17 protein-coding genes are annotated in these 23,886 nt (G+C 56.7%); 14 read left to right on the forward strand and 3 right to left on the reverse strand.

The features are described 5' to 3' along the window. The first annotated feature begins 8 nt into the window (after window positions 1-8). Genes RB2501_RS12800 through RB2501_RS12820 form a run of 5 tightly spaced genes read left to right on the forward strand, consistent with a single transcriptional unit; the run spans window position 9 to window position 5,152 of the window. Window positions 9-1,727 carry a phospho-sugar mutase gene (locus RB2501_RS12800; protein WP_015755268.1) on the forward strand — a complete coding sequence of 573 codons (1,719 nt, stop codon included), beginning with the start codon at window positions 9-11 and terminating at the stop codon, window positions 1,725-1,727. Next, window positions 1,724-3,547, forward strand: coding sequence for an ABC transporter ATP-binding protein (locus RB2501_RS12805; protein WP_015755269.1), 1,824 nt, complete (start codon window positions 1,724-1,726; stop codon window positions 3,545-3,547). Before RB2501_RS12800 ends, RB2501_RS12805 begins: the two co-directional genes overlap by 4 nt. 59 nt (window positions 3,548-3,606) lie before the next feature. Then, a complete protein-coding gene (locus RB2501_RS12810; RefSeq protein WP_015755270.1) occupies window positions 3,607-4,155 on the forward strand; it encodes an RNA polymerase sigma factor in 549 nt (182 codons plus the stop codon). 39 nt (window positions 4,156-4,194) lie between these two features. Then, window positions 4,195-4,707, forward strand: coding sequence for a hypothetical protein (locus RB2501_RS12815; RefSeq protein WP_015755271.1), 513 nt, complete (start codon window positions 4,195-4,197; stop codon window positions 4,705-4,707). Continuing rightward, window positions 4,700-5,152, forward strand: a complete 453-nt coding sequence (locus tag RB2501_RS12820; RefSeq protein WP_015755272.1) for a hypothetical protein — start codon at window positions 4,700-4,702, stop codon at window positions 5,150-5,152. The genes RB2501_RS12815 and RB2501_RS12820 overlap by 8 nt, the downstream gene beginning before the upstream one ends. A 6-nt stretch (window positions 5,153-5,158) precedes the next feature. On the opposite strand, the gene RB2501_RS12825 is transcribed toward RB2501_RS12820, so the two are convergent. Beyond that, the gene (locus RB2501_RS12825; protein ID WP_187289172.1) at window positions 5,159-6,211 is read right to left on the reverse strand and encodes a WD40/YVTN/BNR-like repeat-containing protein; all 1,053 of its coding nucleotides are present in this window, start codon (window positions 6,209-6,211) and stop codon (window positions 5,159-5,161) included. A gap of 60 nt (window positions 6,212-6,271) precedes the next feature. On the opposite strand from RB2501_RS12825, the gene RB2501_RS12830 reads away from it, so the two are divergent. The 3 genes from RB2501_RS12830 to RB2501_RS12840 all read left to right on the forward strand — a co-directional run bounded on the left by RB2501_RS12830 (window position 6,272) and on the right by RB2501_RS12840 (window position 11,843). Continuing rightward, window positions 6,272-7,486: an RsmB/NOP family class I SAM-dependent RNA methyltransferase gene (locus RB2501_RS12830; protein ID WP_041327842.1), complete on the forward strand. Its 1,215-nt coding sequence runs from the start codon at window positions 6,272-6,274 to the stop codon at window positions 7,484-7,486. A gap of 180 nt (window positions 7,487-7,666) precedes the next feature. After that, the gene (gene purL / locus RB2501_RS12835; RefSeq protein WP_015755275.1) at window positions 7,667-11,332 is read left to right on the forward strand and encodes a phosphoribosylformylglycinamidine synthase; all 3,666 of its coding nucleotides are present in this window, start codon (window positions 7,667-7,669) and stop codon (window positions 11,330-11,332) included. A 109-nt stretch (window positions 11,333-11,441) separates the two neighbouring features. Continuing rightward, window positions 11,442-11,843, forward strand: coding sequence for a DinB family protein (locus RB2501_RS12840; RefSeq protein ID WP_015755276.1), 402 nt, complete (start codon window positions 11,442-11,444; stop codon window positions 11,841-11,843). A gap of 28 nt (window positions 11,844-11,871) precedes the next feature. On the opposite strand, the gene RB2501_RS12845 is transcribed toward RB2501_RS12840, so the two are convergent. Then, window positions 11,872-12,291, reverse strand: coding sequence for a hypothetical protein (locus RB2501_RS12845; protein WP_015755277.1), 420 nt, complete (start codon window positions 12,289-12,291; stop codon window positions 11,872-11,874). A gap of 167 nt (window positions 12,292-12,458) precedes the next feature. Between RB2501_RS12845 and RB2501_RS12850 the strand changes: the two genes are divergently transcribed. From RB2501_RS12850 to RB2501_RS12875, 6 genes are all read left to right on the forward strand, one after another. Further along, window positions 12,459-14,228 carry an AMP-dependent synthetase/ligase gene (locus tag RB2501_RS12850; RefSeq protein ID WP_015755278.1) on the forward strand — a complete coding sequence of 590 codons (1,770 nt, stop codon included), beginning with the start codon at window positions 12,459-12,461 and terminating at the stop codon, window positions 14,226-14,228. A gap of 136 nt (window positions 14,229-14,364) precedes the next feature. Further along, window positions 14,365-14,832: a MarR family winged helix-turn-helix transcriptional regulator gene (locus RB2501_RS12855; RefSeq protein ID WP_015755279.1), complete on the forward strand. Its 468-nt coding sequence runs from the start codon at window positions 14,365-14,367 to the stop codon at window positions 14,830-14,832. 18 nt (window positions 14,833-14,850) lie between these two features. Further along, on the forward strand, window positions 14,851-17,256 hold the full coding sequence (locus RB2501_RS12860; protein WP_041327251.1) for a 3-hydroxyacyl-CoA dehydrogenase/enoyl-CoA hydratase family protein: 2,406 nt from the start codon (window positions 14,851-14,853) through the stop codon (window positions 17,254-17,256). A 239-nt stretch (window positions 17,257-17,495) separates the two neighbouring features. Beyond that, the gene (locus RB2501_RS12865) at window positions 17,496-18,686 is read left to right on the forward strand and encodes an acetyl-CoA C-acyltransferase (protein ID WP_041327253.1); all 1,191 of its coding nucleotides are present in this window, start codon (window positions 17,496-17,498) and stop codon (window positions 18,684-18,686) included. A 17-nt stretch (window positions 18,687-18,703) separates the two neighbouring features. Further along, the gene (locus RB2501_RS12870) at window positions 18,704-20,515 is read left to right on the forward strand and encodes an acyl-CoA dehydrogenase family protein (RefSeq protein WP_015755283.1); all 1,812 of its coding nucleotides are present in this window, start codon (window positions 18,704-18,706) and stop codon (window positions 20,513-20,515) included. 120 nt (window positions 20,516-20,635) lie between these two features. Continuing rightward, complete coding sequence (locus tag RB2501_RS12875) at window positions 20,636-22,060, forward strand: pyridoxal phosphate-dependent decarboxylase family protein (protein ID WP_015755284.1); 1,425 nt, start codon at window positions 20,636-20,638, stop codon at window positions 22,058-22,060. Here RB2501_RS12875 and RB2501_RS12880 read toward each other — a convergent pair. Next, on the reverse strand, window positions 22,057-23,859 hold the full coding sequence (locus tag RB2501_RS12880) for a glycoside hydrolase family 15 protein (protein ID WP_015755285.1): 1,803 nt from the start codon (window positions 23,857-23,859) through the stop codon (window positions 22,057-22,059). The two genes, RB2501_RS12875 and RB2501_RS12880, sit on opposite strands and share 4 nt — an antisense overlap. Between the last annotated feature and the right edge of the window lie 27 nt (window positions 23,860-23,886).

Genomic DNA, 23,886 nt, shown 5'->3' on the forward strand with positions numbered 1-23,886 from the left:
CTTTGAATATGGATTCCGAAACCATCCTGAAAACCGCAAAAAGCTGGCTCACCGACTTCTTTGACCCAGCGGTTAAAAAGGAAATACAGGACCTTGTGGAAAACGACCCGGAAGAGCTCAAAGACCGGTTTTACAAAAACCTGGAATTTGGCACGGGCGGGATGCGCGGCATCATGGGGACCGGCACCAACCGCATCAACAAATACACCCTGGGCAAAAGCACCCAGGGCCTGAGTAATTACCTGAAAGAAATTTACGGAGCGGATGGTTTGCAGGTGGTAATTGCCTACGATTGCCGGAACAACAGCCAGTCCCTGGCCCGCCTGGTTGCCGAGGTTTTTTCATCGAACGGTATCCGCGTCTACCTGTTCTCCGAGCTGCGGACCACCCCGGAACTCTCCTTTGCCGTCCGTCACCTGGGTTGCCATGCCGGCGTGGTCCTGACCGCCTCCCACAACCCGCCGGAATACAACGGTTATAAGGTATACTGGACAGACGGCGGCCAGATTGTGCCCCCCCAGGACGGGGAAATCATCCGGGCCATCAACCGCCTGGAATACGAGGACATCCGTTTTGAACCCCGGGAGGACCTGATTAAAACGATTGACGCCGAGGTAGACGAGGCATTTATCGAGGCCTGCGTGGCCAACGGCAGTATTGGCGCTGCAGGGAAGGACGATTTCTCCATTGTGTTTACCTCCCTCCACGGCACGTCCATCACGGCCATCCCGCAGGTACTCGAAAAGGCCGGCTATAAAAAAGTGACCATCATCCCGGAGCAGGCCGAGCCGGACGGGAATTTTCCAACTGTGGCCTCCCCGAACCCCGAGGAGCCGGCTGCCCTGGCGTTGGCCCTGGAAAAGGGGGAAGCCATTGGCGCAGATATGGTGGTGGGGACCGACCCGGACAGCGACCGCCTGGGCATTGCCGTGAGGAATTCCGAAGGTCGGCTGGAACTGCTCAACGGGAACCAGACCATGGTACTGATGACCCGGTATTTGCTGGATGCCCGGAAATCCGAGGGCTTTAAGGGCAATGAATTTGTTGCGACCACCATCGTGTCCACCCCCATGATGCCCGCCATGGCAGATGCGTACGGGGTGGAATGCAAAACATCCCTGACGGGATTTAAATGGATTGCCAAGATGATCGTCGATTTCCCGGACCAGGAATTCCTGGGCGGGGGCGAAGAGAGTTACGGGTATATGGTCGGGGATTTTGTACGCGACAAGGATGCGGTGACATCCACGCTCCTGGCCTGTGAGATTGCGGCCCAGGCCAAGTCGGACGGCAGCAGCTTCTACCGGGAACTGTTGCAGTGCTATGCAGATTTCGGCTGCTATCGCGAACGCCTGGTTTCCCTGGTGAAAAAGGGAATGGACGGGGCACAGGAAATCCGGCAGATGATGAAGGACTTCCGGGAAAACCCACTGAAACAACTGGACGGGTCCGAGGTTGTCCGCATCGACGACTACAACGACGCCACCTCCCTGGATACCCGCACCGGTGAGCGCACGCCCATCGACCTGCCCACCTCCAATGTCCTGGTCTACACAACTGCCGACGGGACGCGCGTAGCAGCCCGGCCCAGCGGTACCGAGCCAAAAATCAAGTTCTATGTGAGCGTAAATGCCCCCATCGACTCGGTCTCGGACTACCCGGGCATGCACCGGCAGCTCGAGGAAAAAATCGACCGGATACTGGCCGACCTGAATCTCGAAGGATGAAATATTTCCGGAAAATCCTCCGTTTCGCCCTCCCCTACCGGCGTTACGGGATCCTGAACATCTTCTTCAACATCCTCTACGCGCTTTTCAGCGCCCTGTCGTTTGTGGCGCTGATCCCCATGCTGGAGGTGCTGTTCCAGCAAACCGAACCCGTCAAGGAACCCCCGGTGTACGAAGGGATCGGGCAACTGGAATCCTATGTAAAAGATTCCCTGTACTACGAGCTGGGTTCCGTGGCCGGGGATGACAAGATGCAGGCCCTGGTCTGGGTAATCGGCCTGGTGCTGGTCCTTTTCCTGTTGAAGAATGTCTTCAACTACCTGGCGATGTTCTACATCACCTTCCTGCGGAACGGCGTCCTGAAAGACCTGCGGAATGCCATCTACGAAAAGATCGTGACGCTGCCGGTGTCCTTTTACTCGGAAAAACGGAAAGGCGACGTGATCGCCCGTATTACCTCGGACGTCCTGGAAATACAGCATTCCTTCCTGTCCATCCTGGAACTCATCGTACGGGAACCGCTTACCATCCTCTTTACCATCCTGGCGATGTTTTTTATCAGTGTCAAGCTCACGGTCTTCGTCTTTGTCTTTATCCCCCTGGCCGGGTTTATTATCTCGCGCATCGGGAAATCGCTGAAACGGCATTCCGACCGGGTACAGCGCGAACAGGGGAACTTCCTGTCCATCGTGGAGGAGACCCTGGGCGGGTTGCGCGTCATCAAGGCCTTCAATGCCGAAAAGCGATTCGCCGACCAGTTTGCCGCGTCTACCGGGCGGTTTTTCCGGTTCTCGAACAGCCTGCTCAACCGGCAGAACCTCGCCTCCCCCGTCGGGGAATTCCTCGGCATACTGGTTATCGGGATCCTGCTGTGGTTCGGGGGAAAGATGGTGCTGGTGGAAGGCAGCCTGAATGCCGCCTCCTTTATTGCTTATATGGGGCTCGCCTACAACATACTGACGCCGGCCAAAGCAATCAGCAAGGCCTCCTACGGCGTAAAAAAGGGCAATGCAGCAGCCGAGCGCGTACTGGAAGTACTGGAAACCCCATCCACCCTGTCCGATCCGTCAGACGGAAAACAAATTGACGGTTTCAATACCTCCCTGAAACTGGAACGCGTTTCGTTCCGGTATGAAGACGAGCCGGTACTGACGGACTTCAGCCTGGAAGTCGCCAAGGGGCAAACGGTGGCCCTCGTAGGACAATCCGGAAGCGGGAAGAGTACCATCGCCAACCTGGTGACGCGCTTTTACGACGTCAATGAGGGGCGCATTACCCTGGACGGGACGGATATCCGGGAAGTGACCAAGGCTTCGGTCAGGCATTTGATGGGCCTGGTAACACAAGACTCCATCCTCTTCAACGACACGGTCCGCAACAATATCCTGCTGGGTCGGGAAGAGGCGACGGATAAGGAAGTAGAGGCCGCCGCCCGGATTGCCAACGCACACGAATTCATTACCCAGCTGCCCCGCGGTTACGACACCAATATCGGGGACGGCGGGAATAAACTCAGCGGCGGTCAAAAGCAGCGGTTGTCCATCGCACGGGCCGTGCTGAAGAACCCCCCGATCATGATCCTGGACGAGGCGACTTCGGCCCTGGACACGGAAAGCGAACGCCTCGTACAGGATGCCCTCGAAAAAATGATGCAGGGACGCACCTCCCTGGTGATCGCCCACCGGTTGAGCACCATCCAGCACGCAGACCGGATCGTGGTCCTGCAGAAAGGGCGCATCGTGGAACAGGGTACCCATCAGGAGCTCCTGGAACAGGGCGGGGTGTACAAGCGGCTGGTGGAAATGCAGCAATTGGCCTGACACAGGCACGAAATTAAACCAATCGGGTTTCCGGTGGTCCTATACCATACAAGCAGCAGATGTCTGAAGATGCCGACTTAATAGCCAGGTTGCAGGATCCCGCCCGCAAGGATGCGGCATTCCGGGTATTGCTGGAAAAATATCAGCAACGGCTGTACTGGCATATCCGGAGGATGGTGATTTCCCATGACGATACGGACGACGTGCTGCAGAATACCTTTATCAAAGTTTTCAGGCATATTGATAACTTTAAAGGGCAGAGCAAGTTGTATTCCTGGATGTACCGTATCGCCACGAATGAAGCGCTGAGCTACATGAAGAAACGGTCCCAAAGGATGGGAATTACCGATGAAGCACTCAGGGAGCACCTGGTGGACAGCCTGGAGGCCGACCCCTATTTTGACGGCGACCAGGCCCAGTTGCAATTGCAGCGGGCGCTTGCCGGACTGCCGGACAAACAGCGACAGGTGTTTAACCTGAAGTACTTCGAAGAGATGAAGTACGAGGAGATGTCCGAGTTGCTCGAAACGTCGGTCGGGGCCCTGAAAGCATCTTATCACCTGGCAGTGAAAAAGGTTGAAAGTTACCTCAGGGAAATAAATGCATAAACGATTAAACCTTTTTAACTAATTGGAATCTAACAAGTAATGATGGCAAAAAAAGGTAAAGGCGGATTCCGGGTGCCGGACAATTATTTTGAGGAGCTCCCGGGTCGCGTTGAAAAACGTCTGGAAGCTTCAAAAGGGACTCCCCTACCCCAGGAAGCAGGTTTCCGGGTGCCGGAAGGTTACTTTGAAAACCTGGGCGAACGCCTTGAATCGCGGCTGGGGAACACCCCGGGCAAGGTTCGGCCGCTCTGGCCGGTCCAGCTTGGCTGGGTAGCAGCTGCCGCCGCGGCAATTGCCCTGTTATTCACGCTCTGGCCGGCTAAGCCTGTCGATTCGCTGCAATTCGAAGACCTGGCGGGAATCGATATCCAGCAGTACCTGGAAGCAGACCGGGACGAGATGGATGCCTATGAACTGGCCGAAGGGCTCCCACTTGACGATATCGCAGTGGGCGATGTCCTGGAAAACATCCCGGACGAAGAACATATCCTTGAATACCTGAGCCGGGATAACGAATCAGTAGATGAATTATATTGGGACGACAATGAATAAATTCACCATTATAGCTTTATTGCTCACCGTATTTTCCGGGCAGCTCCTGCGCTCTCAGCGCGGTGACAGCCAGGAAAAAATCAAGGCGCTCAAAGTTGCGTTTTTTACCGAGCGGCTGGGCCTGAGTTCCGACGAGGCCGCTGATTTCTGGCCCATGTACAACGCGTACGAGGCCGAAAAAGAGGCAATTCGGGATGCGCAGAAACAGGAAGTTTTTCGCAGGATCGGTGCGGGCAACTATTCGGAACAGGAGGCGCGGAATATCCTGGATCGCTACCTGGAGCTTGAAGAACAGGAAGAAGAGCTGGATAAGGAATTCAACCTGGAACTCTCAAGGAAATTCTCGGCAACGCGGACGTTGTTGCTGTTCCAGGCGGAGTACGACTTCCGCAAACGCCTCCTGAACGAATTCAGGAAACGGGGCGGCAATGAACCCGAACCCTGATAGGGTTTACCGGCTGAAATCGAGGCGGGCCAGGCGCCCCCTGCCGCCCGCGTAAGCCACCGAATCATTTACAAAGCGGATCGTGTAAAACGACTCCCCGGACAACTCCCTCCAACTGCGGCCCTGATCCCTTGAGTACACAATACCCGTGTACCCGACGGCCACCAGGTCTTCCCCCCCGGAACCCGGCACAAACTGCACGCAACTTTTATAGCCCGGCAGCTCGCCATCCGCCACCCGCGACCAGGTCTGCCCCCCGTCCCGGGTAATCATTTTGTTCCCGGTACGAATTGCTGCGTCGGTATAGTCCCCACCGATGGCAAACCCGAGTTCCTCATCGAAGAATGCCAGGCTGAAAATACCCTGCGAATCGGAATCCACGGCAGCCGGGGTGGTAAATACCTCCCAATTGTTCCCCCGGTCCGGAGAATGGAAAACCCGCCCTTTGGTAGTGGCAACCCAGCAATGGTTGCCGGAAAGGGCGATATTCGTATTGCTGGCGGCAAAAGCCCCTTCCCCTTCTATCGCCGGCGGCAATTCGCCGCACGGCTTACGCTCCCAGGTCTTCCCGCCATCCCGGGTCAACAGGATGCTCAGGCATCCCTCCCGGGCATCCCCCACAGCTATTCCGAGGGTGTCGTCCCAAAATGCCATGGAATCGTAAAATACGCCCGGGCCGGATTCGGTAAACACGAGTTCCATCGAGCCGGAGTCCCCCGTTTTGTACAATAGAGCCGGATCGCCGGCAGATAGCAGGAAGAAGTCTGTAGCGGTATGGGCCACTGCCCGGAATTCCGGCCGGGAGCCCCTGTGTTCCAGGTTGCCCAACCGCACGGTTTCCCCTGGGAAGGAGATGCTGCCAAACCTGCCGTCACTACCGGCAAACCCGATACTCCCAGGAAGGACTTCCAGCGCCCTGTAGGACGCGGAATCCTCATGGAGGACAGTTATTGCAACCCGGGTGAATTCATGGGAGGCAGGGCCGGGTGTACAGGATTGAATGGACGCGGCCAGGCTTGCGACCAGGATCGGCATCCAACCGGAAAACGCACGTGGCATAGGCATAGATTTGAAGTAAAGATACCTTTATTCTTACCAAAACGATACCTTTGCCGGATGATGCGCATGCACCGAAATCTCGTATTTGCTGTCTGGGACGGACTGGACCAGATATTCAATGAAAATGCCTATGCCGACAAGGTGGTGGAAAAACTGCTCAGGCGCGATAAGCGTTGGGGAAGCAGGGACCGGGGGTTTATAGCCGAAACGGTTTACGACATGGTCCGCTACCGCAGGCTGTACGCCGAGATCGCAGGGGTATCCGCCCCCTACAGCCGACAGGACCTGGGCCGGATGTTCGCCGTTTGGGCGATTTTACGCGGCCATACCCTGCCCGACTGGAAGGAATTTGCCGGAACCCCCGAACGCCGGATCAAGGGACGGTTCGATGCGCTGCAGGAATCCCGGGCCGTTAGGGAGTCCGTTCCGGACTGGCTGGATGCCCTCGGGGCGGAAAGCCTGGGGGAGGCCGTTTGGGATCGGGAGCTCCGGGCCCTGAACCAGCAGGCCGAGGTGGTATTGCGGGTAAACCGGTTGAAGGCTTCGCCGGAGCAGGTACGGGAGTCCCTGTCGGAAGCCGGTTTTGAAACGGCTCCTATTTCGGGGTATCCGGATGCCCTCCGCCTTTTGGAGCGTGCCAACGTGTTCGGCAGCGAGGCGTTCCGTTCGGGCTGGTTTGAAATCCAGGATGCGTCTTCACAGCGCGTGGCGCCCCTGCTGGCGCCGGAGCCCGGGATGCGCGTTATCGATACCTGTGCCGGGGCGGGCGGCAAAAGCCTGCACCTGGCGGCCCTGATGGAAAACAAAGGGCAAATACTGGCCCTCGATATCTATGCCAACAAACTGCGGGAGCTCAAGAAACGGGCCAAGCGGGCCGGCGCCTTCAACATTGAAACCCGCCCGATTGAATCGTCCAAAACGCTCAAACGCCTGGCAGGCTCTGCCGACCGGGTACTGATCGACGCCCCGTGCAGCGGCCTGGGTGTTCTCAGGCGTAATCCGGATGCCAAGTGGAAATTGCGGCCGGAATTCGTGGAAGAACTCACCCGGACCCAGGCAGAGCTCCTGAATTCCTACAGCCAACTGCTGAAACCGGGAGGGAAACTGGTATATGCCACGTGTTCCATCCTGCCCGGCGAAAACGAACAGCAGGTGGCCCGGTTCCTGGACTCCGGGGCCGGCCAGGCGTTCCGGCTGGAGGAGGAACACCGCATCCTCGCCTGTGAATCAGGCTTTGACGGGTTTTACCTGGCACTCCTGAACCACACGGGCTGATCCGGCCAGGGAGCCGGTCGATCCCACCGGCGCGCCGGCAGACGCCAAAACCCCGGGATGCGGATTAATCGAGCGGATTAATCAACAGGCCGGCCGCGGTTTGTTAATTATTCAGCCATTTGCTTACCGCTAAAATTGGTACCTTTACGGCTTCATCGTACAACCAACACACCGGTAGCAATGATCCACTTTTTCGGTGACCCCCAATCCAAGATTTTCGCCCTGCAATCCAACGCGGACCTCCACCCGGAGGCTATCCGCAAACTCTCCTGGCTGTTCGGCAACATGCCCCGGCTCGATGCGGCGTCCGTGGACGCCTTTTTTGTTGGCCCCAGGGCGGCGATGATTACCCCATGGAGCACGAATGCCACAGAAATCACCCAGAACATGGGCATAGAGGGCATCCGGCGAATTGAATCCTACCAGGCCGTCCCTGCCGATTTTACAGAGTACGACCCGATGCTCTCCGAAAAGTACAACGGGCTGGGACAGGACCTCTTCACCGTAGAGCACCTCCCGGAACCCGTCCGGGAAATACAGGACATCGCGGCGTACAACGCTTCGGAAGGGCTGGCACTGAACCCGGAGGAAGTCAGTTACCTGGAAGCTCTCAGCGAGCGGCTGGGAAGGCCGCTGACGGATTCGGAGGTATTCGGTTTCAGCCAGGTGAATTCCGAACATTGCCGGCACAAGATATTCAACGGGACCTTTATCATCGACCACCGGGAAATGCCGGATTCCCTGTTTAAACTCATCCGGAAGACCTCGGAGGCAAATCCGAACGATATCGTCTCCGCCTACAAGGATAATGTGGCATTTATCAAGGGGCCGGAACTCGTGCAGTTTGCGCCCCGGAGCGCCGACAAACCGGACTATTACGAGGAAAAGCCCTTCCGCTCCGTCCTGTCGCTTAAAGCGGAAACCCATAACTTTCCAACCACCGTTGAGCCTTTCAACGGCGCTGCCACCGGGTCCGGAGGGGAAATCCGGGACCGCCTGGCCGGCGGAAAAGGCGCCCTCCCCCTGGCGGGTACCGCGGTGTATATGACCGCCTATTCCCGGCTGGAAGAAGGGCGGTCGTGGGAAGCGCACGTCCCAGCAAGGCCCTGGCTCTACCAAACTCCCATGGATATCCTCATCAAGGCCTCCAACGGGGCCTCAGATTTCGGCAACAAATTCGGGCAGCCGCTCATTTGCGGCTCAGTCCTCACCTTCGAACACGAGGAGGAACAGCGCGTCCTGGGTTATGACAAGGTCATTATGCTGGCCGGGGGAATCGGGTACGGCAAATCCGACCAGGCCCTCAAAGACAAGCCTGTCCAGGGCGATCGGATCCTGGTGATGGGAGGCGACAACTACCGGATCGGCATGGGGGGCGCAGCTGTATCCAGTGCGGATACCGGGGCTTTCAGTTCGGCCATCGAGCTGAACGCCGTGCAGCGCTCCAACCCGGAAATGCAAAAACGGGCGGCCAACGCCATCCGCGGCCTGGTGGAAGGCGATAAAAACCCGGTGGTCTCCATCCATGACCACGGGGCAGGCGGCCACCTGAACTGCCTCTCCGAACTGGTGGAGGAAACCGGGGGGAAGATCCGCCTGGATAAACTACCCGTGGGCGACCCGACGCTTTCCGCCAAAGAACTTATCGGAAACGAATCCCAGGAGCGCATGGGGCTGGTGATTGCACCCCGGGACCTGGAATTGCTGCAGCGAATTGCCGACCGGGAGCGGGCGCCGCTTTACGACGTGGGCGAAGTGACCGGCGACCACCGCTTTACTTTTGCCTCCGATTCGGAGCGGCCCATGGACCTGGCCCTGGCCGACATGTTCGGCAGCTCGCCGAAAACGGTGATGCAGGACGAAAAACAAGACCGTACATATGCCGGGGTGGATTACGAGTTTCAGCGGTTCCACGCCTACCTGGAAGAAGTGCTCCAACTGGAGGCTGTGGCCTGCAAGGACTGGCTCACCAACAAGGTAGACCGCTGTGTGGGGGGGCTGGTCGCCAAGCAACAATGTGCAGGCCCCCTGCAACTCCCGCTGAACAATTGCGGGGTGATGGCCCTGGATTTCAAGGGGAAGGACGGGCTGGCCACCTCGGTAGGGCATTCCCCGGTCTCCGGGCTCATACACGCCGGAGCGGGCAGCCGCAACAGCATTGCAGAGGCCCTGACCAACCTGGTTTGGGCGCCCCTGGAAAAAGGCCTGAAATCCGTCTCCCTCTCCGCCAACTGGATGTGGCCCTGCAACAACCCCGGAGAAGATGCCCGCCTGTACGAAGCGGTTCAGGCGGCTTCGCAGTTTGCCATTGCGCTGGGCATCAATATCCCTACCGGGAAGGATTCGCTTTCGATGAAACAGAAGTACAGGGACCAGGAAGTACTGGCCCCCGGGACGGTCATTATCTCGGCCGCTGCCCATTGCAGCGATCGCCGGAAGGTGGTGGAACCCGTATTCCGGCCCGGCGGCGGCCCGGTGTACTACCTGAGTTTTTCGGGAAGCGAATTTGCCCTGGGCGGCTCCTCCTTTGCCCAGGTTTTGGGCAAGGTCGGCAACCAGGTGCCGGATATCCCGGATGCCGATCGTTTCGCGCGGGCCTTTGACGCCCTGCAGGACCTGATCAAAAAAGGCAAGGTCCTGGCCGGTCACGATGTGGCTTCCGGCGGGCTGGTCACCACGCTGCTCGAAATGTGCTTTGCCGACGGGCAACTCGGGGCCGACCTGGACCTGACCGCAATCGGGGAGCCGGATTCCATGAAATTGCTTTTTGCCGAAAATGCCGGGGTGGTTTTCCAGGCAGTCGACAGCAAGGTGGAGAAGGAATTGAAGTCCGCCGGGTTGGAGGTTTACCGTATCGGGACGGTCCTCAGGGAACCCCGGCTGCATATCAAGAACCACCGCCAGAGTATGGACCTGGATGTCGCTGCCCTCAGGGACGTGTGGTATAAGACCTCTTACCTGCTGGATGCGCGGCAGACTGCCGGTGACCTGGCGGCGACACGTTACCGGGAATACAAGGCGCAACCCCTGAGATACACCTTCCCGAAAAAATTCAAGGGATCGCTCCCCGAAATGAAACAACCCCCGGGTACCCGCCCCAAGGCGGCCATCCTCCGGGAAAAAGGCAGCAATTCGGAGCGGGAAATGGCCCATGCCATGTTCCTGGCCGGGTTCGACGTAAAGGATGTCCACATGACCGACCTGATCTCCGGGCGCGAAACCCTGGAGGACATCCGGTTTATCGGCGCGGTAGGCGGGTTCTCCAATTCGGATGTGCTGGGGAGCGCCAAAGGCTGGGCCGGGGCGTTCAAGTACAACGACAAAGCCAACCGGGCCCTGAATAATTTCTTTGCCCGCCCGGATACCCTCTCTGTCGGCATCTGCAACGGTTGCCAGTTGTTTATGGAACTCGGGCTGATCCACCCGGACCACGATGACCACGGGAAACTGACCTATAATGATTCGGGGAAACACGAAAGCGCCTTCACCTCCGTGGAAGTCGCTCCGAACCATTCCGTAATGCTGGGGTCCCTGGCCGGCAGCCGGCTGGGTGTCTGGATTTCCCACGGGGAAGGCAAGTTTGCCCTACCCTACGACCGTTCGCGCTACAATATCGTAGCTACATACGGGTATGACGCCTATCCGTCGAATCCAAACGGCAGCGCCTTCAACACGGCCATGCTCTGCGACGACAGCGGACGCCACCTGGTGACCATGCCGCATATCGAAAGGTCCATTTACCCCTGGAACTGGGCCTGGTATGAACCGGGGAGGGAAGACGCGATTTCTCCCTGGATTGAGGCGTTTGTGAATGCCCGCAAATGGATTGAATCGAATAACGGCTGACCTTACCGGGAACCGGGAGAACAGGCCGATAAAACGCACGACCATGGATGTACATCCGGAAGCAGCCCTACAGGTCTGGCGAAGGAATCGTAAAAACCTTCTCCAGTTTATGAATTCGTATGACGCCGCCCAACTCAACCGGGTTCCCGACGGGTTTTCGAACAACCTGATCTGGAATCTGGGCCATATTCTGGCAGTGCAGCAATTGCTGGTCTACGGCCTGTCCGGACTGCCCCTGCATATCCCCCAAAAATTTGTGGTGCGCTACCAGCGGGATACCCGGCCGGAGGGCCCGGTGGACGAGGCGGAAATCTCGGAAATTCGCGAGTGGCTGGAAAGGACGGTGCCGTTACTGGATAAAGACCTGGAGGCCAATCGCTTTGGCACATTTCGACCATTTACCAATTCTGCGGGGTTCCGGGTAACGAACCTGCAGGAGGCCATCACCTTCAACAACTTCCACGAAGGGCTCCACCTGGGATATATGCTTTCGATCCGGAAGTTCCTCTGACCCCGCTTGGAAAGCTGTCTGCAGCGCCCTATTCGGTAACGGGCACCTCTACCTCTGTAATGATCGGGTCGCCATTGTTGTCGTCCCCCTGATAGAAGCGAAAGGTATACGTCTGATCAAACAGTACCTGGAAAACCAGGGTTTCGGTGCCTTCGGTGATTGCCTGTGTGCAGCCGCCGGTGTCCGTCCGGGTGCCTATCGCAACAATTTCCCGGACATCCTGTGCGGGAGAACCCACATTCAGTTGGTAAAACTCCGTGCACCCGTCCGGCAGCTGGTAGGTAACCGGGATTTCATAAAGCTCCCCGAGGTTGAAGGATTCCGGGAAGTCGATCTCGGAAATTACCAGCTGTTCAAAAGTTGTTTCGGGCCCGTCGTCATTACTGGAACAGGAACTCATCAGGAACACGCCTGCCAGGGCCAAAAAACTGTAGAAGTAATTTTTCATGGTGCAATTGTTTGAAAATTAACGATATTCAAGGTTGTTATAAAAAATAGGGCTTCCGGAGAATTCCGATTGCCGCTCCTAAGATGGATCTGTTCGGAAAACGTTGCGTTGCCATTTTTTAATACGGGCCCTTTTCTTATTTTGCAAGAACGCTTTACAAACTAACTATGCAATCCGTCACCCGACTATTTGATTTTCCGCATTACCAGCTCGAAAAATACGGCATGGACCGTGCCTTTGCAACTAAATACGACGGGGAGTGGTCGTATATCTCGTCACAGGAATACGTGGATCGCGCCAATGCCGTTAGCCGGGCCCTGCTTCGGCTCGGGGTATCAGCCGGCGATAAGATTGCGCTGATCTCCATGACCAACCGCACGGAATGGAATATCATGGATACCGGGATCCTGCAGGTGGGTGCACAGGACGTACCCATCTACCCGACAATTTCGGAGGAAGATTACGCCTATATCCTGAACCATTCGGGTTGCTCCTATTGCCTGGTGTCCTGCCAGGAAGTGTACGAAAAAGTGGCCGCCATCCGCGGGAAGGTCCCAAAACTCAAAGAGGTTTACAGCTTCGACAAACTGCCGGATTGCAAGAACTGGCAGGAATTGTTGGACCTGGGAGCGGATACGGGAAACCAGGACGAGGTTGAGGCCCGGAAAGCAGCGGTACAACCCGGCGACCTGGCCACGCTCATCTATACGTCCGGCACTACCGGCAAGCCCAAGGGCGTAATGCTGTCCCACGACAATATCGTATCCAATGTGATAGCCAGCGACCGGCGGGTGCCGTTTGAACACGGGGCTTCCGCACTGAGTTTTCTCCCGGTCTGCCACATTTTTGAACGGATGATCCTCTACCTGTACCAATATTGCGGGATCTCGGTCTATTTTGCCGAAGGGCTGGACACCATCAGCGAAAACCTCAAGGAGGTGAAGCCGCAGGTGATGACGGTCGTCCCCCGGTTACTGGAAAAAGTCTATGACAAGATTATCGCTAAGGGGGCCGACCTGACCGGTATCAAGAAAGCACTCTTCTATTGGGCGGTGGACCTGGGCCTGAAATTTGAACCGTACGGCGCCAACGGCTGGTGGTACGGGGTGCGCCTGGCCCTGGCCCGGAAACTGATATTCAGCAAGTGGCAGGAAGCCCTGGGCGGCAACCTGGAGACGATGGTGTCCGGGAGCGCGGCCCTGCAGATCCGCCTGGCCCGGATATTTGCTGCTGCTGGTATCCCGGTCATGGAAGGATACGGCCTGACGGAGACGTCCCCGGTAATTTCGGTTAACGACCAGCGGAACAGCGGATGGAAAATCGGGACGGTGGGACGCGTTATCGACGAGGTGGAGGTGCGCATTGCCGAAGACGGTGAAATCCTTTGTAAAGGGCCCAACGTAATGCTCGGTTATTACAAGGACCCCGAACGGACGGCCGAGGTGCTCCGGGACGGGTATTTCCATACAGGTGACATCGGCGAAATCGATGCCGACGGGTTTTTGAGGATCACCGACCGCAAAAAAGAAATGTTCAAGACTTCCGGGGGCAAATATGTGGCCCCGCAGTTACTGGAAAACCGCTTCAAACAATCCCGGTTTATCGAGCAGATCATGGTCGTTGGGGAGGGTGAAAAAATGCCTGCCGCCCTGATCCAGCCCAATTTCGAATTCCTTGAGGAGTGGGCGCGCCGCAACCAGGTTGCGGCAAGGGACCATCGGGAACTCATCCAAAACCCCAAGGTACTGGAGCGCTACCAGGAAGAGGTCGATAAAGCCAATGAGGACTTTGCCCGATGGGAAAGGGTAAAGCAATTCCGGCTGACCCCGAATACCTGGTCTGTTGAAGCCGGCCACCTTACGCCCACCATGAAAATTAAACGCAAGGCCATCCTGGAACAATACCGGGAACTCTACGACGATATCTACAGAGGCTAATCCACACTCTTAAGAGCTGGTCTATGCCGCTTCAAACGCGGACTACCGCGCTGCATGGCTGAAATTCTCTGATTTTATTATTTATTATGCATGCATAATAATATTTTTGTATATTTGATCAGCTTCTTCACAGCGTATGAAAGACATTACTATAGACTATGCCCTGAGGGCCACCTGGCAAGCCGTTGCCCGGATGTACAATGAAGAGGCCCGCAAATTCGATTCGACGATGGCGGTAGGCTTTTGCCTGCTGAGCATCGACCCAAAGGAAGGTACGCCTTCTACCGCCCTGGGGCCGCGCATGGGCATGGAGGCTACCAGCCTCTCGCGCATCCTGAAGAGCATGGAGACGCGCGACCTCATCGAACGCCGGCCCAACCCCGACGACGGCCGGGGCGTACTGATCCACCTTACGGCCTTTGGCCGGGAAATGCGGGCTAAATCCAAAGATGTGGTGCTCCGCTTCAACGAAGCGGTTCGCAGTGAAGTGAGCCCCCAACAACTCAAGGGTTTCTTTGAAGTGGCGGCAGTTGTCAACCAATTGATTGCCGAGCGAAAAATTTACGAACAAACCCCGGATGCCGAGTCTTCCGGAAAAAAATAATCGAGAATACACCTGACAATGAAGAGAAGAATCAACAAGGTCACAGTAATCGGCTCGGGTATCATGGGAAGCGGGATCGCCTGCCATTTTGCCAACATCGGCGTGCAGGTCCTCCTCCTGGACATCGTCCCGAGGGAGCTGACCGAGAAAGAGCAGGCCCGGGGAATGAGCCTCGAGGATGCCGCGGTTCGAAACCGCCTGGTGAATGAATCCCTTCAAAAAGCGCTGAAGTCCAAACCCTCGCCCATCTACCACCCGGATTTCGCCAATCGCATAGAGACCGGCAATCTGGAAGACGATATCTCGCGGGTTTCCGAGGCCGACTGGATCATCGAGGTGGTTGTGGAACGCCTGGATATCAAGAAAAAAGTCTTTGAAAACCTCGACAAGCATCGGCGGGAAGGCACGCTGATCACGTCGAATACCTCGGGCATCCCCATCCGTTTTATGAGCGAAGGCCGCAGCGAGGATTTCCGGTCGCACTTCTGCGGCACGCATTTCTTTAACCCGGCCCGTTACCTGAAACTCTTCGAGGTAATCCCCGGTCCGGATACCAAGGAAGACGTCATTGACTTTCTGAAAAACTACGGGGAGCAGTTTCTGGGAAAAACCTCGGTGGTGGCCCAGGATACACCTGCATTTATCGGCAACCGCATCGGAATCTTCAGCATTATGAGCCTCTTTCATATGGTGAAAGAAATGGGGATGACCGTTGAAGAGGTAGACAAACTCACCGGCCCCGTAATCGGCCGGCCCAAATCGGCCACCTTCCGGACCGTAGACGTGGTGGGGCTCGACACCCTGGTACACGTGGCCGAGGGGATACACGAGAACTGCCCGGATGACGAGCGCCACGAGCTGTTCGCCCTGCCGGACTATATCCGGAAAATGGCGGATAACGGCTGGTATGGCAGTAAAAGCGGTCAGGGGTTCTACAAAAAAGTGAAAAAGGATGACGGATCGAGCGAAATCCTGAGCCTGGACCTGGACACCCTGGACTACCGGGACCGAAAACGGGCCAAATTCGATACCCTGGAAGAAACCAAAACCATCGACAATGTGATTGACCGGTTCCCGGTCCTTATTGGCGGGAAGGACAAAGCCGGGGAATTTTACCGAAAAAGCCTTGGGGCCCTTTTTGCCTATGTCTCCTATCGCATACCCGAAATTACCGACGCCCTCTATAAGATTGACGATGCGATGAAAGCCGGTTTTGGCTGGGAGCACGGACCGTTCCAGATCTGGGATGCAGTAGGCCTCGATAAAGGTTTGGAACTGGCGGTCGCAGCCGGGCAACAGGCGGCTCCCTGGGTAGAGGAAATGCAAGCCGCAGGCCACACGTCCTTCTACGAAATCCGGGACGGGGCCACGTATTATTACGACATCGATGCCGGGGAGTATCGGAAAGTCCCCGGGCAGGATGCGTATATCATCCTGGACAATATCCGGGAAAGCAAGGCGGTATTCAAGAACAAAGGGGTGGTGGTCCAGGATCTGGGCGACGGCATCCTCAATGTGGAATTCCGTTCCAAGATGAACACCATCGGCGCGGAGGTGCTTGCGGGCTTGAACAAGGCCGTGGACCTTGCCGAAAAGGACTATGACGGGTTGGTGGTCGGAAACCAGGCGGCCAATTTCTCGGTCGGCGCCAACATCGGCATGATCTTTATGCTGGCCGTGGAACAGGAATACGACGAGCTGGCCATGTCCGTGAAGTATTTCCAGGATACGATGATGCGCATGCGGTATTCGTCCATCCCGGTAATCGCCGCACCGCACGGCATGTGCCTCGGGGGCGGCTGCGAATTGAGCCTGCACGCGGATAAGGTGGTAGCCGCTGCGGAGACCTATATCGGCCTGGTGGAATTCGGCGTCGGGGTAATCCCCGGCGGGGGCGGTTCCAAGGAGATGGCCCTCCGCGCCGCCGATACCTTTAAGAAAAATGACGTGGAGCTCAACGTATTACGGGAATATTTCCTGACTATCGGGATGGCCAAGGTATCCACCTCGGCCTATGAGGCTTTCGATACGGGCATCCTCCAAAAAGGCAAGGATGTGGTTGTGGTTAATAAGGAGCGTCAGATTGCAACTGCCAAGGCCTACGCCCGGTTGCTGGCCGACCGGGGATATACGCGGCCCATTGAGCGTACGGATGTCAAAGTGCTCGGGAAACAGGCACTGGGGATGTTTTTGGTGGGCACGGACTCCATGGAAGCCGGCAACTATATCTCGGAGCACGACAAGAAAATCGCCAACAAACTCGCCTGGGTAATGGCCGGGGGAGATTTGTCCGAAGCGAGTTACGTAAGCGAGCAGTACCTGCTGGATCTCGAGCGGGAGGCCTTCCTTTCCCTGTGCACGGAACGCAAAACCCTGGAGAGGATCCAGCACATGCTGAAAAAAGGGAAGCCGCTTAGGAATTAGGGGGGGTAGCGATTTGGCGATTTGAAGATTTGAGGATTTGAAGATTTGAGGATTTGAGGATTTGAGGATTTGAAGATTCAACTTTTCGAATTGAAACCTATAGAATTTGAAGACCTGAAAATTAAATCCATGAACACCGGGTAAATGAGTCCCGGATTAAAAATAAAAATGGGGGATGCGAGGCAGCATCCGGGATCACAACAACCGGATAGGCCCCTTCTGAAAAAAGCACCTGAATCATGAGAACAGCATATATTGTTAAAGCATACCGGACAGCCGTGGGAAAGGCCCCCAGGGGTACCCTGCGTTTTAAGCGGCCCGATGAACTGGCTGCGGAAACCATCGCCTACCTCCTGGAGCGCGTGCCCGGCCTGGAGAAACAACGCATCGACGACGTAATTGTGGGCAATGCCATGCCCGAGGCCGAACAGGGTCTGAACATGGCGCGGCTGATTTCCCTGATGGGCCTGAAAATCGAGGACGTACCCGGAGTTACGGTGAACCGCTACTGCGCCTCCGGCCTGGAAACCATCGCCATCGCCACGGCCAAAATCCAGAGCGGCATGGCCAACTGCATCCTCGCCGGGGGAGCCGAAAGCATGAGTTACATCCCCATGGGGGGCTACAAACCCGTCCCGGACTACGGGCTGGCCAAGGCCGGCCATGAAGATTATTATTGGGGAATGGGGCTGACGGCCGAAGCTGTTGCCAAACAATACAAGGTATCCCGGGAAGATCAGGATGCCTTCGCCTACGAGTCCCACCAGAAAGCCCTGAAGGCGCAAAAGGAGAAGCGGTTTGAATCCCAGATCGTCCCGATTGAGATAGACCACACCTATGTAAATGAGGCCGGGAAGAAGACCACCCGTCAATACGCCGTGGATACGGACGAAGGGCCCCGGGCGGATACGTCCAAAGAAGCATTGGCCCGTTTGCGGCCCGTTTTTGCAGAAGGAGGCAGTGTAACGGCGGGAAATTCCTCCCAAATGAGCGACGGGGCCGCCTTTACCCTGGTGATGAGCGAGGAGATGGTGAAGGAACTCGGCCTTGAACCCATTGCCCGCCTGGTAAATTACGCCGCCGTCGGGGTGGAACCCCGGATCATGGGGATTGGCCCGGTGAAGGCCATTCCCAAGGCGCTAGGGCTGGCCGGAATAAAACAGGACCAGCTGGAGCTCATCGAGCTGAACGAGGCCTTTGCCTCACAATCCCTGGCGGTAATCCGCGAACTCGGGCTGGACCCGGATCGGGTGAACGTCAATGGGGGAGCCATTGCCCTGGGCCACCCGCTGGGCTGTACGGGGGCGAAACTATCCGTCCAGCTATTCGACGAAATGCGCTTGCGCAACCTGCAGGGAAAATACGGCATGGTGACCATGTGCGTGGGAACCGGGCAAGGGGCAGCCGGGGTATTTGAATTCCTATCCTGAATCTAAAAAAACAAAAAATGAGTACCCAAACCGAAGAAAAAGAAATCCTGCGCGGCGGCCAGTTCCTGGTAAAGGAAACTGCCTGTGAAGACGTCTTCACCCTCGAGGACCTGAACGAAGAACAACGTATGATGCGCGAGAGCACGGTAGAATTCGTGGATCGCGAACTCTGGGCGCACTGGGAGCGATTTGAGCAAAAGGATTACGCCTATACGGAGCAATGCATGCGGAAGGCCGGGGAGCTCGGTTTTCTGAGCATCGCAGTGCCCGAGGAGTACGGGGGCATGGGCATGGGCTTTGTAAGCACCATGCTGGTCTGCGATTACATATCCGGGGCCACCGGTTCCTACAGCACCGCTTTCGGCGCCCATACGGGGATCGGTACCCTGCCGATTACGCTCTACGGAACGGAGGAGCAAAAAAAGAAGTATGTACCCAAACTCGCCAGCGGCGAATGGTTTGGTGCCTACTGCCTCACCGAACCAGGTGCCGGCTCGGACGCGAACTCCGGGAAGACGAAAGCGGTTTTGTCGGAAGACGGGAAGCACTACCTGATCAGCGGGCAGAAGATGTGGATTTCCAACGCGGGTTTCTGCAACCTGTTTATCGTTTTTGCAAGGATTGAAGACGATAAGTATATCACAGGATTCATTGTGGAGAATGACCCGGAAAATGGGATTTCCCTGGGGGATGAAGAGAAAAAGCTCGGGATCCACTCCTCCTCTACCCGGCAGGTCTTTTTCAACGAAACCAAGGTACCGGTGGAAAACATGCTGTCGGAGCGCGGTAATGGGTTTAAAATTGCCATGAATGCCTTGAACGTGGGGCGGATTAAGCTGGCGGCTGCCTGCCTGGAGGCCCAGCGCCGCGTGACAGACGAAGCCGTGCGCTATGCCGGGGAACGCAAGCAGTTTAAAACTGCGATAATCAATTTCGGGGCGATTAAATCCAAGATCGCCACCATGGCGACGAACGCCTATGTGGGCGAAGCGGCCTGCTACCGGGCAGCCAAAAATATCGAAGACCGGATCGCTCTGAGGGTGGCCGCGGGGAATTCCCATGCCGAAGCCGAGCTCAAGGGAGTGGAAGAATACGCCATCGAATGCTCCATCCTCAAGGTGGCCGTTTCCGAAGACGTCCAGGAGACCACGGACGAGGGCATCCAGATTTTCGGGGGGATGGGCTTCAGCGCAGACACCCCCATGGAGTCTGCCTGGCGGGATGCCCGGATTTCCCGGATTTACGAGGGGACGAATGAGATCAACCGGATGCTGGCGGTGGGCATGCTGGTAAAAAAGGCGATGAAGGGACATGTGGACCTGCTTGGACCGGCAACCGCGGTCGGGGAGGAACTTCTGGGGATCCCCTCCTTTGAAGCCCCGGATTACAGCGAGTTGTTCGCTGAGGAGAAGGACCTGATCGCCCGGCTTAAAAAGGTATTCCTGATGATTGCGGGTAAGGCGGTACAGACCTTCGGCACGGAACTCGAAGAGCACCAGCAGGTATTGATGGCCGCCGCGGATATCCTTATCCAGGTCTACATGGCCGAATCCGCAGTCCTCAGGGCAGAAAAGAACGCCAAACGCCAAGGGGAAGACGCCCAGGCCGCACAAATCGCCATGGCCCGGCTGAACCTGTACGAAGCCGTGGACATCGTGATCCGGCGCGGGAAGGAAGCCATCGTCTCATTTACCGAAGGGGATGAGCAACGCATGATGCTGATGGGCCTCAAACGCTTTACAAAATATACCAATCAACCCAATGTCGCCGCCCTGCGAGAACTGATCGCGGATAAAGTGGCGGAGTCAGGCGGGTATAACTTTGACTAATTCAAGTAGCACCTTTTGAGACAGAGGTGAGGCCGCCTTCCGCAAGGGAGGCGGTTTTTTTTCGCGCCTCCCTGTTCCCTTTTGTTTTGCCATGTGCGTCTGCCAAACTACTTTTAGCCCATGGCAAAGTCGCTTTTGGAACGGGCCTACGACCCGGAGGCATTCAGGGAGCTCGGAAAATCCCTGGTAGATACGCTGGCAGGGCATTTGCACGCAGCGCAAAACGGCCGGGGGAAGGTACTGGATTACCGGGATGCCGCAGACGAACTGGCATTCTGGAAATCATTTCCCGAAAAAAACAGCAGCTTCGCGGCCTGGACGGAGGAAGTACTGCGGCATACAACCCAGGTGCACCATCCGCGCTATATGGGTCATCAGGTAGCCCCTCCCCTTCCCCTGGCCTCCCTGGCGGCACTCCTGGGGGAATTCCTGAACAACGGCATGGCAGTTTACGAGATGGGGATGGCCCCGACGGCCATGGAACGCCTGGTTACCGACTGGCTTTGTGACCGGGCCGGGTTTGGCCCGGATGCGCGCGGATTCCTCACTTCGGGCGGGACCCTGGCCAACCTGACCGCCCTGCTGGCAGCCCGCCGCGCAAGGGGAAGGGACGATGTATGGAACCGGGGATACTCGGGGCGCCAGGCCATACTGGTCGGGGAGGCAGCCCACTATTGCATCGATCGGGCGGCCCGTATCATGGGCATGGGGCGTCAGGGGGTGATCCGGGTTCCCGTAGATGCCGGCTACCGGATGCGGACGGACGAGCTTCACCGGTTGTACAACCAGGCCCTCGCGGACGGGCTGGAACCCATCGCCCTGGTTGGCAGTGCCCCGTCCACCGCCACGGGCAGTTATGACCCGATCGAGGAGTTGGCGGACTTTTGCACCTCCCGGGACCTATGGCTCCATATCGACGGGGCCCACGGGGGTTCTGCCCTCCTCTCCGAAAAGTACCGGGGGTTGATGCGCGGCGTCCACCGGGCGGATTCCCTGGTCATTGACGGCCACAAGATGCTGGGTCTTCCCGTGCTTACCACCGCCCTGCTGTTCCGCAAGGGCAGCGTGTCCTACACCACATTCAGCCAGGAGGCCGAATACCTGCTCACCGAAACGCAGGAGGAAGATTGGTACAACCTGGCCAAGCGTACTTTTGAATGCACCAAACTCACCAGTGCATTTTGCTGGCATGCGGTAATCAGCCAATACGGGGAATCCGTATTCCCCGCCTACCTGGACCGGCAATACGATCTGGCCCGGGAATTTGCCGGGATGATCCGCCAGCGCCCGAACTGGGAACTCGCGGTCTCCCCCCAATCCAATATCGTCTGTTTTCGATGGGTACCCCCGGGGGCCGGGAAGGAGGTCTGCAATGAAATAAACGCGCGGATCCGAGGCGAAATCCTCAAGGAGGGAAGATTCTATATCGTCCAGACGCAGCTGAACGGGTTGACTTTTCTGCGCACGAGCCTGATGAACCCGTTTACGACCCGGGAGCATCTCGAAGAGTTGCTGGAAACCTGCGAAAAATACGGGGAGGCTTAGCTTTGCATCGTCTCCAGGACCCGTTCCACGGAATCCTTGCGGGAGAAATTGATGGCGCACTCAATCAGGGCCAGGTGGGAATACGCCTGGGGAAAATTCCCCAGCAGCCGTTTGGATTTAAAATCGATGTCTTCGCTGAAGAGCCCCAGATGGTTGCTGTAGGATAGCAACTGGTCAAAGAGTTCCCGGGCCCGATCCTCCTCCCCGATTTTAAACAGGCTGTTGATGAACCAGAACGTACAAATGGTAAAGGAAGACGAAGGCAGCCCAAAATCGTCTTCGTTCCGGTAGCGGTACAGGAGGCCTTCATGGCTCAGGTGGGTTTCGACGGCCTTCACCGTGCTGACAAATTTCGGGTCGCGGGCATGGATAAACCCATAACTCTCCATAAGCAGGACGGATGCATCCATGTGGAACGACCCGTAGGATTGGGTAAAGGCCTGCACCTCCTCGTTCCAGGCGTTTTCGTGGATATCGCGCTTGATTTCTTGTTCCAGGGCCGTCCACCGTTCAATTTTCCGCTGCTTGCGGAAGATCCGGGCAATTTTTATGGCCCGGTCGATTGCCACCCAGCACAGCACTTTGGAAAAGGTAAAGTGCCGGTCTTCCGTCCGGAATTCCCAGATGCCCTTATCGGGCTCCTTCCAGTGTTTTTGTACGATCCATACAATCCCCTTGGTGAGCGTCCAGAGTTCCTCCCCGTGCTCCAGGTCGTTCTTAAAACGCACGAGCTGGGCGTAGATCACATCCATCAGGATGCCGTAGATGTCGTTTTGCCGCTGTTTATAGGCCGCATTGCCCACGCGGACCGGCCGGGAGCCTTCATACCCGTCCAGGTGGTCCAGGGTAATTTCCGTGAGCCGTTTCTCCTTGTTGATCCCGTACATGATCTGGAGTTTTTCGTCCTTATCGGGGATCAGGTCGACGATAAAGCGCAAATATCGCCGGGCGACATTCTTATGACCCAGTTCGCTCACCACCTTCACCACCATGGAAGCATCCCGGATCCAGCAGAACCGGTAATCCCAATTCCGCGTTTCCCCTATGGTTTCGGGCAGGGAGGTCGTGGCCGCGGCCAGGATGGCTCCCGAACGGTCATAGCTCAGGAGTTTCAGCGTCACCGCCGAGCGCTGGATCTGGTCGTTGTATTCCCGGTAAAGCGGTGTCTGATTGCTCCAGTTGAGCCAGTACACCTTGGTGCGTTCCAGCTCCAGGTACATGCGTTTGGTGGTGGGCTTGAACAGTTTTTCGTTATAGGAAAGGAGAAAAAACCCATCCTTTTTTAATTCCAGGGGGCGCCCTTCCATCACCGCGTTCTTGTTGAAGGAGGTGTAGAGGAAAACCGTATCGTACTTCTCCCCTTTGTTTACGCTGGCGATAAAACTCTTTTTGATAAAGGTTTCAGTTAGCCCCAACCCGTATTCCAGTTTCGGGTCGTAGGATACGGAGAAGACCGGGCGGCCCTTGATGTGCCGGATGTAGCGGATAATTTCCGGCGGAGCGTGATAGGTGCCATTTTCTTTGTGATACCGCGGCATAAAATCGCGGACTTCAAAGATATTGTCCCCGTCGGCATACCGGGTAATCAGCAGGGCGGTATCTTTCTTGTACCGCTGGGAGACCTCGTACTCAGGGCCTGTATTGATGGAGAAACTGCCCCCTTTGTTTTTATCCAGGATTTTGGCGAATACGGAAGAGGAATCAAATTCCGGCAGGCAGCACCAATCCAGGGAGCCGTTTTTCGAAACCAGGGCCGCCGAGCGGCAATTTCCGATAATTCCGTAATCCAGGTTATCCATATGTTGCAGATTCTCTAAAAGTCCCCA

Source organism: Robiginitalea biformata HTCC2501 (assembly GCF_000024125.1).
In the GTDB taxonomy this organism is placed as follows: Bacteria; Bacteroidota; Bacteroidia; order Flavobacteriales; family Flavobacteriaceae; genus Robiginitalea; species Robiginitalea biformata.

Excerpts from the sequence above, each read along its gene's own strand:
- RB2501_RS12800 (WP_015755268.1), top strand. The coding sequence starts at position 9 with ATGGATTCCGAAACCATCCTGAAAACCGCAAAAAGCTGGCTCACCGAC.
- RB2501_RS12805 (WP_015755269.1), top strand. The coding sequence starts at position 1,724 with ATGAAATATTTCCGGAAAATCCTCCGTTTCGCCCTCCCCTACCGGCGT.
- RB2501_RS12810 (WP_015755270.1), top strand. The coding sequence starts at position 3,607 with ATGTCTGAAGATGCCGACTTAATAGCCAGGTTGCAGGATCCCGCCCGC.
- RB2501_RS12815 (WP_015755271.1), top strand. The coding sequence starts at position 4,195 with ATGATGGCAAAAAAAGGTAAAGGCGGATTCCGGGTGCCGGACAATTAT.
- RB2501_RS12820 (WP_015755272.1), top strand. The coding sequence starts at position 4,700 with ATGAATAAATTCACCATTATAGCTTTATTGCTCACCGTATTTTCCGGG.
- RB2501_RS12825 (WP_187289172.1), bottom strand. The coding sequence starts at position 6,211 with ATGCCACGTGCGTTTTCCGGTTGGATGCCGATCCTGGTCGCAAGCCTG.
- RB2501_RS12830 (WP_041327842.1), top strand. The coding sequence starts at position 6,272 with ATGCGCATGCACCGAAATCTCGTATTTGCTGTCTGGGACGGACTGGAC.
- purL (WP_015755275.1), top strand. The coding sequence starts at position 7,667 with ATGATCCACTTTTTCGGTGACCCCCAATCCAAGATTTTCGCCCTGCAA.
- RB2501_RS12840 (WP_015755276.1), top strand. The coding sequence starts at position 11,442 with ATGAATTCGTATGACGCCGCCCAACTCAACCGGGTTCCCGACGGGTTT.
- RB2501_RS12845 (WP_015755277.1), bottom strand. The coding sequence starts at position 12,291 with ATGAAAAATTACTTCTACAGTTTTTTGGCCCTGGCAGGCGTGTTCCTG.
- RB2501_RS12850 (WP_015755278.1), top strand. The coding sequence starts at position 12,459 with ATGCAATCCGTCACCCGACTATTTGATTTTCCGCATTACCAGCTCGAA.
- RB2501_RS12855 (WP_015755279.1), top strand. The coding sequence starts at position 14,365 with ATGAAAGACATTACTATAGACTATGCCCTGAGGGCCACCTGGCAAGCC.
- RB2501_RS12860 (WP_041327251.1), top strand. The coding sequence starts at position 14,851 with ATGAAGAGAAGAATCAACAAGGTCACAGTAATCGGCTCGGGTATCATG.
- RB2501_RS12865 (WP_041327253.1), top strand. The coding sequence starts at position 17,496 with ATGAGAACAGCATATATTGTTAAAGCATACCGGACAGCCGTGGGAAAG.
- RB2501_RS12870 (WP_015755283.1), top strand. The coding sequence starts at position 18,704 with ATGAGTACCCAAACCGAAGAAAAAGAAATCCTGCGCGGCGGCCAGTTC.
- RB2501_RS12875 (WP_015755284.1), top strand. The coding sequence starts at position 20,636 with ATGGCAAAGTCGCTTTTGGAACGGGCCTACGACCCGGAGGCATTCAGG.
- RB2501_RS12880 (WP_015755285.1), bottom strand. The coding sequence starts at position 23,859 with ATGGATAACCTGGATTACGGAATTATCGGAAATTGCCGCTCGGCGGCC.